Annotated in this window: 14 protein-coding genes; 11 read left to right on the top strand and 3 right to left on the bottom strand. The window is 71.6% G+C overall.

Features of this window, described 5'->3' with window-relative positions; translation table 11 throughout:
* Positions 1 to 2: 2 nt before the first annotated feature.
* Positions 3 to 770, bottom strand: coding sequence for an EAL domain-containing protein (locus ABLI39_RS01515; protein WP_349411576.1), 768 nt, complete (start codon positions 768 to 770; stop codon positions 3 to 5).
* Positions 771 to 957: 187 nt separating this feature from the next.
* Here ABLI39_RS01515 and murI point away from each other — a divergent pair, with 187 nt between their 5' ends.
* From murI to rdgB, 4 genes are all read left to right on the top strand, one after another.
* Positions 958 to 2058, top strand: coding sequence for a glutamate racemase (murI, locus tag ABLI39_RS01510; protein WP_349411575.1), 1101 nt, complete (start codon positions 958 to 960; stop codon positions 2056 to 2058).
* Entirely contained in the window at positions 2055 to 2852 is a 798-nt protein-coding gene (locus ABLI39_RS01505; protein ID WP_349411574.1) for an MBL fold metallo-hydrolase, read from the top strand. Before murI ends, ABLI39_RS01505 begins: the two co-directional genes overlap by 4 nt.
* Positions 2853 to 2916: 64 nt before the next feature.
* A complete protein-coding gene (rph, locus tag ABLI39_RS01500) occupies positions 2917 to 3675 on the top strand; it encodes a ribonuclease PH (protein ID WP_146337203.1) in 759 nt (252 codons plus the stop codon).
* On the top strand, positions 3672 to 4337 hold the full coding sequence (gene rdgB / locus ABLI39_RS01495; RefSeq protein ID WP_349411573.1) for an RdgB/HAM1 family non-canonical purine NTP pyrophosphatase: 666 nt from the start codon (positions 3672 to 3674) through the stop codon (positions 4335 to 4337). The genes rph and rdgB overlap by 4 nt, the downstream gene beginning before the upstream one ends.
* Positions 4338 to 4371: 34 nt before the next feature.
* Here rdgB and ABLI39_RS01490 read toward each other — a convergent pair whose 3' ends face one another.
* Complete coding sequence (locus ABLI39_RS01490; RefSeq protein WP_349411607.1) at positions 4372 to 5139, bottom strand: VTT domain-containing protein; 768 nt, start codon at positions 5137 to 5139, stop codon at positions 4372 to 4374.
* Positions 5140 to 5206: 67 nt separating this feature from the next.
* Between ABLI39_RS01490 and ABLI39_RS01485 the strand changes: the two genes are divergently transcribed.
* Positions 5207 to 6220 carry a 3'-5' exonuclease gene (locus tag ABLI39_RS01485; RefSeq protein WP_349411572.1) on the top strand — a complete coding sequence of 338 codons (1014 nt, stop codon included), beginning with the start codon at positions 5207 to 5209 and terminating at the stop codon, positions 6218 to 6220.
* A 62-nt stretch (positions 6221 to 6282) separates the two neighbouring features.
* The gene (locus tag ABLI39_RS01480; RefSeq protein ID WP_349411571.1) at positions 6283 to 6852 is read left to right on the top strand and encodes a DUF4395 domain-containing protein; all 570 of its coding nucleotides are present in this window, start codon (positions 6283 to 6285) and stop codon (positions 6850 to 6852) included.
* Here ABLI39_RS01480 and ABLI39_RS01475 read toward each other — a convergent pair.
* The gene (locus ABLI39_RS01475; protein ID WP_349411570.1) at positions 6839 to 7993 is read right to left on the bottom strand and encodes an ADP-ribosylglycohydrolase family protein; all 1155 of its coding nucleotides are present in this window, start codon (positions 7991 to 7993) and stop codon (positions 6839 to 6841) included. The genes ABLI39_RS01480 and ABLI39_RS01475 overlap by 14 nt on opposite strands.
* A 128-nt stretch (positions 7994 to 8121) precedes the next feature.
* Here ABLI39_RS01475 and ABLI39_RS01470 point away from each other — a divergent pair, with 128 nt between their 5' ends.
* From ABLI39_RS01470 to ABLI39_RS01450, 5 genes are all read left to right on the top strand, one after another.
* Positions 8122 to 8478, top strand: coding sequence for a YidH family protein (locus ABLI39_RS01470; RefSeq protein WP_349411569.1), 357 nt, complete (start codon positions 8122 to 8124; stop codon positions 8476 to 8478).
* Positions 8475 to 8825 carry a DUF202 domain-containing protein gene (locus ABLI39_RS01465; RefSeq protein WP_349411567.1) on the top strand — a complete coding sequence of 117 codons (351 nt, stop codon included), beginning with the start codon at positions 8475 to 8477 and terminating at the stop codon, positions 8823 to 8825. Before ABLI39_RS01470 ends, ABLI39_RS01465 begins: the two co-directional genes overlap by 4 nt.
* A gap of 78 nt (positions 8826 to 8903) precedes the next feature.
* Positions 8904 to 9857: an MIP/aquaporin family protein gene (locus tag ABLI39_RS01460; protein WP_349411566.1), complete on the top strand. Its 954-nt coding sequence runs from the start codon at positions 8904 to 8906 to the stop codon at positions 9855 to 9857.
* Positions 9858 to 9922: 65 nt separating this feature from the next.
* Positions 9923 to 11113 (top strand): exonuclease SbcCD subunit D, encoded by a 1191-nt coding sequence (locus ABLI39_RS01455; protein WP_349411565.1) that lies wholly within the window; start codon positions 9923 to 9925, stop codon positions 11111 to 11113.
* Positions 11110 to 14190, top strand: coding sequence for an AAA family ATPase (locus ABLI39_RS01450; protein WP_349411564.1), 3081 nt, complete (start codon positions 11110 to 11112; stop codon positions 14188 to 14190). The genes ABLI39_RS01455 and ABLI39_RS01450 overlap by 4 nt, the downstream gene beginning before the upstream one ends.
* The last annotated feature ends 33 nt before the right edge of the window (positions 14191 to 14223 follow it).

Genomic DNA, 14223 nt, shown 5'->3' with positions numbered 1-14223 from the left:
CGCTACGCGGGCGCGGTGACCCCAGAAACAGGGACTGACTGTATCCGGGGAAGCTCCTCGAAGGCGGGCTTCGCGAACCAGTAGCCCTGGAACAGCCGGATGCCGGCGTCCTTCAGGACCAGGTACTCGGCCTCGGTCTCGATGCCCTCGGCGAGGACCGTGATGCCGAGCTCCCTGGCGATGCCGATAATGCCGGCGACGACGGCCTGGCGCGACGGGCTGGCATCGATTCCCCGGATCAGCTTCATATCGATCTTGATCAGATCCGGCTGGAAGTCGACCAGGAGCCCCAGCCCTGCATGACCGGCCCCGAAGTCGTCGATGGCCGTCGTGAACCCGTGCTTGCGGTACTCGGTGATGATGTTGGTGAGGTGGGAGGTGTCGGAAACCTCCTCATTCTCCGTGAACTCAAACATGATCGACGACGTCGGAAAATTGCAGCGCCGGGCCGCGAGCAGCGTCGCACGCAGGCAGGCCGCCGGTTCGTAGACCGCGTTCGGCATGAAGTTGATCGACAGAATCAAATCCTCGCCAGCAGGAAACAGCCGCGACGCCAGTTCGATGGCCTTGACGCGGCAGTCCTGGTCGAAGCGGTACTTCTGCTCGGGTGCCACCTGTGACAGGACGTGGAAAGCCCCCTCGCCCGAGACTCCCCTGACCAGCGCCTCGTAGCCCCAGACGCGACCGGCCGCGGCGTCGTAGATCGGCTGGAAAGCCATGCTGAAATCGAAGTCGAGTTTTGACGACGTCGTGCAGCCGTCGCATGCCATGGGCGGTCCTTTCACCGGGTGCGTCCGCCGCGGGCGCGACAAACACCGCCGATTTCCCGACGGAGCCCACAGCATACCGGCGCAGACTACGGCGGACCGGCATCACAGGGCGGGGGGTTGCCGCGCGCCGCGCCGGCCGCCGGGAGCCCGTGTGACCCATCAGACACGAGTTGCGCGACACAATGTGATGGCCGCACCTGTAGGGAAGCCCTATCCTCGAATAATCATGACTTCAGCATCGAGCACGGATCCGGCAGCGTCTGCTGCGGCGGAGACCGCAGCGGGCAGCACCGGAAATGCCGGGCTGGGGGAGCGCCCGATCGGCGTCTTCGACTCCGGCGTCGGCGGCCTCACCGTGGCACGGTCCATCATTGACCAGCTGCCCAACGAATCCATCCTCTACGTCGGCGACACCGCACACGGGCCCTACGGTCCGCTGCCCATCGCCGAGGTCCGCGCCAACGCCCTGGGCGTGATGGACGAGCTGGTGGATTCCGGCGTCAAGCTGCTCACCATCGCCTGCAACTCCGCCTCCGCCGCCGTGCTCCGCGACGCGCGGGAACGCTACACCGCCCGGTACGGCATCCCGGTCATCGAAGTGATCCAGCCTGCCGTGCGCCGCGCGGTGGCGGCCACCCGCAGCGGCCGGGTCGGCGTGATCGGCACCTCGGCCACGGTCGGTTCCCGCGCCTACGACGACACCTTCGCAGCGGCGCCGGACCTGCACATCACCTCGGCGGCCTGCCCGGCGTTTGTGCCCTACGTGGAGGCCGGCATCACCACCGGCCCGGAGCTGCTCGCGGTCGCCCGCGAATACCTTGAACCGCTCAAGGCCGCCGGGGTGGACACCGTGGTGCTTGGCTGCACGCACTACCCGCTGCTCACCGGCGTGATCTCCTATGTCATGGGCGAGGACGTCACCCTTGTCTCCAGCGCCGAGGAGACCGCCAAGGACGTTTACCGGGCGCTCGCCTCCCGCGGCCTGGAACGCACGGGCAGCACCGCGCCCGAGCACCACTTCATCGCCACCGGCGACGCCGCGCAGTTCGAGCACCTCGCCCGCCGCTTCCTCGGCCCCGAGGTGCTCAGCGTGCGCCATGTGGACCATGTCGCGGCGCAGTACCCCACCGGCAGCCTCGCCCGGATCACCCCGGAAATGATTGCCGCCGCCCAGGCCGGCGCGAACCGGCCGCGCATCTCCAACTTCGTCTCCGCCGATGTTGTCTCCCCCGGTTTTGTCTCCGCCGACGGGCCGCCGCGGTCCGGGCTCCGGGGGTCCGGCCTGTGAAGCTGACCATCGTGGGGTGTACCGGGTCCTTTCCCGGTCCCGGCTCGCCGGCGTCGTGCTACCTGCTGACCGCGCACGACGGCGAGCGGAGCTGGAAGATCGTGCTCGACCTCGGCAGCGGGGCCCTCGGCGCGATCCAGCGGTATACGGACCTTGAGGACATCGACGGGATCTTCCTGACCCACCTGCACCCGGACCACTGCATGGACCTGTGCGGGCTGCACGTCGCGGTGCGCTGGAAGCCGGGCGGCTGGGGCCGGGGCCGGATCCCGGTCTGGGGGCCGGCGGCGACCGCGGACCGGATGGCCACCGCCTACGGCCTGGACCTGGACCCGGGCATGCACGAGGAATTCGACTTCAGCAACTGGTCCGAGCGCAAGCCGGTGAGCATGGGCCCGTTCACCGTCACCCCGTTCGCGGTGAACCACCCGGTCGAGGAGGCCTACGCCCTGCGGGTGGAGGTTACCGAGCCGGACAAGGACGGCACCCCGGTCACTCGGGTGCTGAGCTACTCGGGGGACACCGACTCCTGCGGCGGCCTCGAGGACGCCGCCCGCGACGCCGACCTGTTCCTCTGTGAGGCGGCGTTCGAGGAGGGCCGCGACGACGGCATTAAGGACGTCCACCTGACCGGCAAACGTGCCGGCGAGGCCGCCGTGGCTGCCGGGGCGCGGCGCCTGCTGCTGACCCACATCCCGGTGTGGACGTCCCCGACGACGGTGATGGCGGAAGCCAAGGAGGTCTTCGGCCAGCACGTCGCCGTTGCCGTGGCGGGCGTGCACTACACCGTTTGAACGTACAGCGTCTGAACGGCGGTCCGGGGCAGAAGCCCAGCGCCGAGTCGATATGCTGGAAGGCATGACTTCCGAAGCCCTCACTGCCCCCGTCATCCGCGCCGATGGCCGCACCCCCGACCAGCTCCGCCCGATCAGCATCACCCGCGGCTGGTCCAAGCAGGCCGAAGGCTCGGCGCTGATCGAGTTCGGCAACACCCGGGTGCTCTGCACGGCCTCGCTGACCGAGGGTGTGCCCCGCTGGCTCAAGGGCGAGGGCCGGGGCTGGGTCACCGCCGAATACGCGATGCTGCCGCGGGCCACCAACACCCGCTCCGCCCGGGAGTCCGTCAAGGGCAAGATCGGCGGCCGCACACACGAGATTTCCCGGCTGATCGGCCGCTCGCTGCGCTCGATCATCGATACCAAGGCCCTCGGTGAAAACACGATCGTGCTGGACTGCGACGTCCTTCAGGCCGACGGCGGCACCCGCACCGCGGCGATCACCGGCGCCTACGTCGCGCTCGCCGAGGCGATCCGCTTCGCCCGCGAGAACAAGCTGATCGCCCGCAACGCCCAGCCGCTGGTGGACACCATCGCGGCCGTCTCGGTGGGCATCATCGACGGCGTGCCGATGCTGGACCTGCCGTACGTGGAGGACGTCCGGGCCGAGACCGACATGAACGTTGTGGTGACCGGTTCAGGCAAGTTCGTCGAGGTCCAGGGCACCGCCGAGGGCGCCCCGTTCGACCGGGACGAGCTGAACAAGCTGCTGGACCTGGCACTGCTGGGCACCGAGCAGCTCGCCGCGATCCAGCGCGAAACCCTGGCCGAGGCACCGTGAGCGGCGCTCACACAGCGGACCGGCAGCCTCGCCCGGTGCTGGTCCTGGCCACCCACAACCAGGGCAAGCTGCGGGAGTTGCGGGAGCTGCTGCGCGGGCAGCTGCCCGGGCTCGACGTCGACACGCAGGTGGTGGACGCCGGCGCCGTCGGGGCCCCCGACGTCGTCGAAACCGGGGTGACCTTCGCGGAGAACTCGCTGCTCAAGGCCCGGGCGGTGGCGGAGGCCACCGGCCTCGTCGCGATCGCCGACGACTCGGGTCTGGCCGTGGACGTCCTCGGCGGCGCGCCCGGCATCTTCTCGGCCCGCTGGGCCGGACGGCACGGGGACGACGCCGCGAACCTGCGGCTGCTGCTGGACCAGCTCGCCGACGTGCCGGACGGATACCGCGGAGCGGCCTTTGTCTGCGCCGCGGCGCTGGCGGTGCCCGGTGCCGCGCCCGGCGAAGGCCGTGAGGTGGTCGAGTACGGCCAGCTGGAAGGGACGCTGCTACGCGAGCCGCGCGGGGCGGGCGGTTTCGGCTACGACCCGGTGCTCCAGCCGAGCGGCCTGGACCGCAGCTGCGCCGAACTCAGCGCCGAAGAGAAAAACGCCATCAGCCACCGCGGCCACGCCTTCCGGGCGCTGCTGCCGGCCATTGTCGAGGCGCTGGCAGGCAGATAGCGGGAGGGCGTGGCCGGCGGGGGAGCTGCAAGAGTTACGGGGTCTTGCGCTCTTCCTCGGGCTCGTGCTCCTCGATGAACTCCTCGACGACGTCGGTGCCGTACTGCTCGGCCTGGCGCCGGGCGATGAAACCGCGGACCACTTCAATGCCGATCGGGACCACGGAGAGCAGGACGATCGCAATGAAGATGATGTCGAGGTTGTTGCGCACCCACGGCACGCTGTCGCCCAGCAGGTAACCGAGCAGGGTGACGCCGCCGCCCCAGAGCACGGCGCCGACCACGTTGTAGAGGAAGAACTTGCGCTTGCTCATCTGGGCCACGCCGACGATCACCGGCACAAAGGTCCGGATGATCGGGACGAAGCGGGCCAGGATGAGCGCCTTGCCGCCGTGCTTCTCGAAGAACGCGTGGGCGCTCTCCACGTTCTCACGCTTGAACAGCTTGGAGTCCGGCTTGTTGAAGAGGGCGGGACCGGCCTTGGAACCGATCAGGTAGCCGGCCTGGTTGCCGATGATCGCCGAAACGACAATCAGCGCGGCGAACGCCCAGATGTTGAACTTGATCGTGTCCGTCGCCACGAGCAGTCCGGCCGTGAACAGCATCGAATCGCCGGGCAGGAAAAAGCCGATCAGCAGGCCGGTTTCGGCGAAAATGATGCCGCAAACCAGCAGCACAACCCACGGCGCCAGGGCCGGGTCGGCCAGGAAGACCTGGGGGTTGAGCCAGTCGGGCAGGAGCGAGGACAGATGCGGCTGGACCGGTCCGGCGCCCGCGAGCGTAGTCACGGCGGCGTCGTGCAGCGTATAAAGGTTCACCTATCTAGGGTACTTGACGGGTCGGTGCCCGTTCCGGCGCTAAAGTTGGAGCGTGGGTTTGGACTTTACGGCGATCGACTTCGAGACCGCGAACGGCTTCCGAGGCTCGCCGTGCGCCGTGGGCCTGAGCAAGGTGCGCGGCGGCGTCGTCGTCGAGGAAGCCTCCTGGCTGATGCGCCCGCCCGCCAACCACGACGCCTTCGACCACCACAACGTCCGCATCCACGGGATCCGGCCCGAGCAGGTGGCCGGCCTTCCCCGCTTCGGTGAGCTGTTCCCGGAGATCGGCGCGTTTATCGGCGACGACGTCCTGGCCGCCCACAACGCCGCCTTCGACCTGGGCGTGATCCGGTCCGGCCTGGAGGTATCCGGCCTGGCCGGCCCAGCCTATGACTACGTCTGCACCGTGATGCTGTCCCGGCGCTGTTACTCGCTGGTGTCCAACTCGCTGCCCTACGCCGCCGCGGAGGCCGGGGTCCCGCTGCTGAACCACCACGACGCCGCCGAGGATGCGCGCGCCTGCGCCGGCATCCTGATCGACATCGCCGCCCGCAACGGCGCCGCCAGCATCGCGGAGCTCTACCTCTCGCTGGGCCTCGCCGTGTCCCGCCAGCCGGCCTTCGACTCGCGCCGCGACCCGCTTTCGAAGGCCACCCGGTCGGCGCTCGAGGCGCTGGCCGCCGGCCAGGGCCCGCTAGCACCAGCCCGCCCGTTCCGGCCGGGCTGGCCGGAGGAGGGGGAGAACCCGGAGCCCAACGCCGGGGCCGAACCGGACCATCCGCTGTTCGGGCAGACCGTGGTGTTCACCGGGGAGCTGGCGATTCCGAGACCCGAGGCAAAGCTGCGTTCGGCCGAACTCGGCGCCCGGCCCGAGAGCCGCGTCACCGGCCGCACCACGGTCCTGGTGGTGGGGGACGGCTTCGTCGCGGCAGACCTGCGCTCGGGCCGGCTGACCGGCAAGGCGCGCCGGGTGCTGGAACTGCATGAACGCGGCCAGCGGATCGAGGTGGTCTCCGAGGGGGAGTTCCTGCAGATGGTGGGCGGCCACGTGGCCGCGGCCAGCTGAGTCGGGGTCACACGGCGCAACAATCATTTCGTCCCGGCCGGGGCCGCTTCTAGCCTTGAGTGATGAGCAAACTGATCTCGGCACAGGCCCGCACCGCGGAGAACGGCACCGCACAGACTCCCGCCGCCGCCGGTCCGCGGGGCGGAGTGGACTGGGGCAAGGTGTTTGCCTTCCCGAATCCGGTGAACGAATACTCCGCGCGGATCACCGCGGCCCTCGTGGTGCTGCTCTCGCTCGCGACGCTCCTGACCGGCTTCGGCTGGGGGCTGGCGGTCATCGCCGCAGGCTTCTGGCTGCGGGTGCTGTTCGGCCCGCGGATCTCGCCCTTCGGCATCCTCTCGGTCAAGGTCCTGACGCCGTGGCTGGGCAAGAAGCGGCTGGTCCCCGGTCCGCCGAAGCGCTTCGCCCAGGGCATCGGCGCGGCGCTGTCCACCGCCGCCGCGATCCTCCTCGCCGCCGGCCTGGCCCCCGCCGCCTGGATTCTGCTCGCGGCCCTGATCGTGGCCGCGTCCCTTGAGGCGTTTGCCGGTTTCTGTCTTGGCTGCGCGATCTTCGGGATGCTGCAGCGCCGCGGCCTCATCCCCGAGGATGTCTGCGAAGCCTGCAACAACCTTTCGCTCAGACGCCCGTAACCGCCGCCAGCCGCGCGGCCATGCCGCGGATCACCTCGGGCGCCTCAAGCGCCGCCAGCCAGCCCGCCGGCAGGCACTCCTCGCCGTAGTAGGCGCCCAGGATGTTACCCGCGATCGAGGCGGTGGAATCGCTGTCGCCGCTGTGGTTGACGGCCACGGCGATCGCCGCCCGAAAATGCTCCTCCGGCCCGGCGGCAGCTGCCTTCGCCTCCGCTGCCTTCGCTGCCGGGGCGGTGGCCAGCACCGCGTAAAGCCCGACGGCGAGGGCCTCCTCGGCCACCCAGCCCTCACCCAGTTCCCGGACCAGGTCCTCGGCGCCCAGCAGGCCGCCGTCGCCGGTTGTGCCGGCGGCGAGGCGAAGGGACGCCGCCAGCCGCTCCAGCAGCGCCGGATCGGGCTCCTCGCCCCGGGGCAGCCGGCCGGCCTGCAGCCGGGAAAGCGCGACGCCGGCCGCCTCGTTCAGGCCGGCGCCATTGGCCAGCGAGTGGATCAGCAGGCTGAACGCGCCGGCGCTCTGCCGGGCGGAGGGGTGCCCGTGGGTCAAGGACGCGGCGTCCGCGCTAAGCTTGTAGACGGCGTCGGCGTCGATGTGCGGGATCAGCCCGAACGGCGCCGAGCGCATCACCGTCCCGCAGCCCTTGGACTCCGGGTTGACCGGCCGGTGCACGGTGCCCATCTCGCCGGTGGCGAGGCCGCTGAGGCAGGCATTGCCCGGCGCGCGGCGATGCCGGAGCACCGCGTGGCCGTCGATCCAGCGCGGCGGCTGGAACGGCGCGGAGTCGGGAATCGGCACACCCTGGCTGCCGAGCCAGCGCAGGTAGGCGAGCCAGAGACAGGCATTGGTGTCCGCCGCCACGCCCGAGTTGGCCCACTCGAGCGCCTCCAGCAGGCCGTCCACCGTGTACAGCGTCATCTGCGTGTCGTCGGAGAAGTGGCTGCCGCCGTCCAGCGCCGCGAAGTCGCGCAGCCCGTCCGGCCCGAAAGCGGCGCGGATCGCGTCGATCGTGTCGAATTCCACCGCGTAGCCCAGCGAATCGCCCAGCGCGCCGCCCAGCAGGCAGCCGTGGATGCGGGATTCGTGGGAGGGGGCGGGGGCCGCCGCGGGGGTCTCGGCGGCGGGACTGCCGGGCTCAGTACTCATGACCTCAAATTTACCCCGGGGGACCGTCCGGTCCTCAATGCCCCGTCCCGTCCCGGTAGGGTGCTGTTGGTGTGGTGGACCAAGACGCCGCAGCCCGCAGGGACCGCGGACTCAACGAGGGGAGAGGGATGCGCGAACCAGCGTGGCGGAAGACCGGCAGCACGCCTGACTACAGGTTTTCGCTGGCCAACGAGCGGACCTTCCTGGCCTGGATCAGGACCTCGCTGGCGCTGATTGCCGGGGCGCTCGCCATTGACCAGCTCGCCCCGAACATCGCGCCGGGTCCCGTGCGGATCACCATCTGCGTAGTGCTGGCGCTGATCGGGGCGGGGCTGGCGGCCCTTTCCTACCGGCGCTGGGGGCAGATGGAGGCGGCCATGCGCCACAACCGCGAGCTGCCGTTCTCCGGTGTCCTGTTGGTGATGACGGTGGGGGTGGCTGCCGCGGCGTTCATCCTGGCCGGCCTGATCCTGCTGGCCCGGTGAACGTCCCGGCGCAGGTCCCGGCGCACCGCGATCCGGGGCTCCAGCCCGAGCGCACGTCGCTGGCCTGGCGGCGCACCCTGCTGGCCCTCGTCGTTGTGGACCTCCTGGTGTGGCGGAGCTGGGTGCGCGCCGGAACAGCCGCGCCGTCGTCCGGCGTCGACCTTCCCGGCCTGAGTGCCCTCACGGCCATGGCCGCCACCGCCGTGCTGGCCGCCGTTGTGTTCGTCCGGGGCCGGGAGCTGCGCCGGGGCCCTGCGGCACCTCCGGCGGTCCTGATGCGGTGTGCCGCCGGCGCCGTGATCGCGCTGGCCGGGAGCACGGTCGCCGCGTTGGCGCTGGGCCGCTAAGCTCGGACCCAGCCAACGTCCAGACTCCGCTGGCAGACTGCTGGCGGCCCCAGACCCCAAGCGAAAGATTCCGAGAACATGACCTTGCCAGTGCCAGCCTCCGGGCCCGACGGCGGGCAGCCGTCCACCGTCCTCGACGACTGGAAGCCCGGCCTCCCCGCCCGGCTCGGCGCCGAGGCGCTCGGGACCCTGTTCGTTGTGGCCGTGGGCCTGGGCGTGCCGCTCTTCGCTGTCCCGCAGTACAACCCGATGTCCGCGTCGCTGGCAGCCGGGCTGGCCCTCACCGCGGCCATGCTCGCCTTCGGCTACCTCTCCGGCGGCCACTTCAACCCCGCCGTGACGCTGGGGAACCTGGTCGCCGGGCGGATCCGTCCGGTCGAGGCCGCCGCCTACCTCGGCGCTCAGCTGGCAGGGGCCCTGCTGGGCGCGCTGACGTTGTTCGGTATTCTGCGCACCGTCCCAAAGCTCAACGGCACCCGCGCGGCCTTCGACACCGTGGCGGCCGGCTTTGATGCCCGCTCGGTCATCCAGGCCCCGATGCCCGGCGTCCTGCTGGTCGAGGTACTCGGCGCGGCACTGCTCGTGGCGGTCTACCTCGGCACGACGGCGGGGCGCAACCCGGCGCGGGCCGCGGCGCCGTTCGCCGTCGGCCTGGCCATGGCCGTGTTGCTGCAGCTGGGCCAGAGCATCGGGAACGCCCCGTTCAACCCGGCCCGCGCGACGGCGTCGGCGCTGTTCAGCAGCCCCGATGCCCTGGGCCAGCTGTGGCTCTTCTGGGTGGCGCCGCTGGCCGGCGCCGCGGTCGCAGGCCTCGTGTTCCGTGGCTTTGCCCACACGTCTGCGCCGGCTGCTGCCGGGGCTGCGGCACCGGAGGAGCGCGGCGCTTTCGCCGGCGGCGACGACGACGGCGACCTCGGCGACCCGGCTGACCTTGGGAATCGCGGCGGCACGGCGACTGCCGCTCCGGCCCGAACGCCCGCTCCGGCCCCGGCCGACGAGGCCCGCGACTTCTTCGACAGGCCCACCCCGTAACGCGCGCCACTTCCGGCGCCGGGCCGCTGCGCTTTGGTGTCGGTGGCAGCCGCTAGCGTAGTGGCATGCGGTTATTGCACACCTCGGACTGGCATTTGGGCCGGTCGTTCCACGGCGTCGGGATGCTGGACGCCCAGCGCGCCTTCGTCGACCAGCTCGTCGGCGTCGTCCGCGAACAGTCGGTCGACGTCGTCCTCATCGCGGGCGACGTCTACGACCGTGCGCTGCCCGGCGTCGACGTCGTCGGCCTGCTCGACGACGCGCTGGTGCGGCTGAGCGGAGCCGGGGCGAAGGTGGTGCTGACCAGCGGGAACCACGATTCGGCCATCCGGCTCGGCTTTGCGTCCCGGCTGCTCGAACGCGGGGGAGTGCACCTGCGCACCCGGCTCGCCGAACTGGACACGCCGCTGCTCCTGCCGCTGGCGGATGGCGCCGGGTCCAATGACGCCGACGCGGGGCCCGTCCTCGCCATCTACGGCATTCCCTGGCTGGAGCCGCGGCTGGTCGCCGCGCAGCTGGGCGTCGAGACTGCCAGCCATTTTGAGGTCACCCGCTCAGCCACCGGGCTGATCCGCGCCGATCTTGCAGCCCGGGCCCAGACCCGGACCGTGCACTCGGTGGTGCTGGCCCATACCTTCGCCAGCGGCGGCATCAGCTCCGAGAGCGAGCGGGACCTCAGCATCGGCGGGGTCGGCGCCGTACCGCTGGATCTCTTCGACGGCTTCAGCTACACCGCCCTGGGCCACCTGCACGGCCGGCAGACGCTCTCGCCCACGGTCCGCTACTCCGGCTCGCCGCTGGCGTACTCGTTCTCCGAGGCAAAACACCAGAAGGGCGGCTGGCTGATCGACGTCGATGCCACCGGCGTCACCGCTGTCACCGAGGTGCTCTGGGAAGCCCCGCGCCAGCTCGCCGTGCTGCGCGGCACCCTGGACCAGCTGCTCGACGCCGAGGAGTTCGGCTGGGCCGAGGGCGCCTACTGCCAGGTCACACTGACCGACGCGCAGCGCCCGGCCCAGGCCATGGAACGGCTGCGCGCGCGTTTCCCCGACACCCTCGTGCTGGGCTTCGACCCCCAAGGCGCCGAGGCCGCCGCCAAGACCAGCTACAGCAGCAGGCTGGCCCAGGCCGGGGACGACCTCGCGATCTGCTGTGGCTTCCTGGAACACGTCCGGGGCCGGAGCGCCGATGACGCCGAATCCGGTGTCCTGGCCGAAGCGCTCGAAGCCGTCCGACTGGAAGGGGTGTCCCGGTGAGGATCCACCGCCTGGAAATTTCCGCGTTTGGCCCCTTCGCCGGCACCGAGGTCATCGACTTTGACCGGCTCTCCGCGCACGGGCTGTTCCTGCTCAACGGCGCCACCGGGGCCGGCAAAACCAGCGTCCTGGATGCCATCTGCTTTGCCCTCTACGGCTCGGTCCCCGGCGCGCGGCAGGAGGGCAAGCGGCTGCGCAGCGACCATGCCGACGTCGCCGCCGAGCCGCGCGTCACCTGCGAGTTCTCCGCCAAGGGCCGGCACTTCGAAGTCTCCAGGACGCCGGCCTGGAACAAGCCCAGTGCCCGGGGAAAGAACGGTTTCACCGAGCAGAAAGCCAACACCCTGCTGCGCGAGCGGGTGGATGGCGCATGGCTGGAAAAGTCCGGCCGCAACGACGAGGCGGGAGCGGAGATCACCGCCCTGCTGGGCATGGACCGGGACCAGTTCACCAGGGTGGTGATGCTGCCGCAGGGCGACTTCGCGGCCTTCCTGCGCTCCAAGGCCTCCGACCGGCTGGACCTGCTCCAGAGCCTCTTCGGCACCGAGCGCTTCGAGTCGGTGGAACAGGAACTCGGGCGTCGGGCGGCGGCAGCCCGCGCCGAAGTGGAAAGCCTCAACAACCAGCTCATGCTCCTGCTGGCACAGGCGGAGACCGAAACCGCCGGCCTCGGCCTTGCCCTGGACGGGGCCCCCGGCAGGGACGACGCCGACGGCCTGCTGGCCTGGCTCGGAGACGCAACTGCGGCGGCGGCCGGCGCCCGGCAGGCCGCGGCGGCCGACGCCGAACGGCTCGGCGTCGAGCTTGCCGCCCGGCTCGAGGGCATGGCATCGCGCGCCGAGCGGCAGGCCAAACTCGCTGCGGCCGAAAAGCGCCGGGCCGACGCCGACGCGGCAGCCCCCGGGCTGCGCGAGGCGGCCGAACGGCTGCAACGGCACCGGAAGGCCGAGGTCCTCGGAGGCCAGCTGGAGGCGGTGGACAGCGCCGAGGCGGCAGAGGATCGTGCCGAGCTGGCCGCCGCCGGTGCGGCCTCGGAGCTGCGGGCCGCGGCCCTCAGCGACCCGGAACTGGCCGCGCTGGCGGCCGCCGTGCCGGATGTGCCTCCGGGCGACGGCGGCCCTGCCGCCGCGCCGCTCTTCGAGGGCGCCGTGCTGCGGGGCGAGCTGGGCCGCCTGCATTCGCTCCGGGCAATCCTGGATGAACGGCTGCCGGACGAGGACCGGCTGGCCGCACTGACCACCCGCGGCGCCGAACTGCAGCTCAGCCTGGACGGTCTGCACACGGCGCACCGCTCCGGCGCAGCGGCCCTGACCGGGCTGCGCGCCGAGTCCGCGGCCCTCGTGGCCGCCCTCGCGCCGCTGGAGGAATTGGCCGCTGAAGTCCAGCTGCGGACCAAGGAAGCCGCGGCCGCGGACGAGCTGGTCTCCATCGTGGGCCGCCACGCCAAGGCCGCGGAAAACTGCGCCGGAATCACCGAGCGGCACCGGCTGGCCCGTGACACGTACCAGGACCGCCGGCAGCACTGGCTGGACCTCCGGGAGGAGCGGCTCGCCAATGCCGCCGCGGAACTCGCGGCCCAGCTGCACCCGGACGAACCCTGTCCGGTTTGCGGCAGCGCCGAGCACCCGGCACCGGCGCCGGCCGCGGCCTCCGCCCTGGCCATCGCGGAAGCCGAGCAGACCGCGCAGTCGGACGCCGACGCGGCCGAGGCGGTGCTGACGGCGCTGGAACACGAACTCGGCGAGGCCCAGCAGACCCTGGCCGTGCTGGCCGCGCAGGGCGGTGATACCGAGGCCGGTGTTGCCCGCAGCGACGCCGCCCTGGCCAGGGACCGCGCGGCCGAAGCCACCCGCGCCGCGGCGGACCTCGCCGCCAACCGGGCGCGGCGCGACGAGCTGGACGACGAGATCATGGCCGCGGAGCAAGGCCAGACGGCGGCCGCCGCCGGGATCGCCCAGACCGAAGCCACCCTCAGCGGCGTCCGCGGTGAGGCCGACGCGCTCGAGGCCGCCCTGGCGGGCCTGCGCTCCGGACACCCGAATCTCGGGACGCGCCTGGCTGCAGTCCGCGGCACCACAACCCTGCTTGAGCGCGCCGATGCCGCCGCGGGCAGCCTCGAACAGGCCCGGGTGCGGACCGCGGAGGCCCGCGCGCAGCTGGAGAGCGCCCTCCCGGCCGCCGGCTTCGAGTCGGCCGCCGCTGCCCGTTCGGTGCTGCTCCCGGCCCCCGACGCCGCCGGCCTGGAATCCGCCATCCGTGCCGGGCAGGACGAGGCCGCCCGGCTCGGGGAACTCTTCGCCGGTGAGGAACTCTCCCTGGCCGCCCGCGAGCAGGCGGCGGACGGCCCCGTGGACCCGGCCGTCCTCGCCGCGCTCCGCCAGGATGCCGCCGCCGCAGAGCGCACCACGCGGGAAACCGTACTGGCCGCCGGGCTGGCCGGGAACTCGGTGCGGGCGCTCGGCCGGATCGCCGCGGACTACGTGGAACAGGCCGCTGCCGGCCGGGAGCCACGGGAACGCGCCGCGCTGTGGACCGCCGTCGCCGAAGCCGCCCGCGGCGGCGGTGACAACACCTACCGCATGAGCCTGAACAGCTACGTCCTCGCCGCCCGGCTGGAACAGGTGGCGGCCGCGGCCTCGGACCGGCTGATCGGCATGAGCGACGGCCGGTATACCCTGCAGCACACCGACGCGCGGGCCGCCCGGAACCAGAAATCCGGACTCGGCCTGGAAGTCGTGGACCAGTGGACCGGCCAGCGCCGGGACACCGCCACACTCTCCGGCGGGGAGTCCTTTATGGCCTCGCTCGCGCTGGCCCTGGGCCTCGCGGACGTGGTGCAGATGGAATCCGGCGGGGTGGACATCGAGACGCTCTTCGTGGACGAGGGCTTCGGCAGCCTGGACGAGCAGTCGCTCGAGCAGGTTATGGACGCCCTGGAGGGGCTCCGCGACGGCGGCCGGGTGGTGGGCCTGGTGAGCCACGTGGCGGAGATGAAACAGCGGATCACCACCCAGCTGCAGGTGGTCAAGGGCCGGAACGGGTCCACGCTGCATATCTCGGACGATGCCCCGGCCTGAGGGACCCTGCCTCGGGTATAATTTGAGGGTTAC

Source organism: Pseudarthrobacter sp. B907, assembly GCF_040137805.1.
GTDB lineage: Bacteria > Actinomycetota > Actinomycetes > Actinomycetales > Micrococcaceae > Arthrobacter.
The sequence above is the reverse complement of the archived record's forward strand: the minus strand, read 5'-3'. Positions and strand labels throughout refer to the sequence as shown.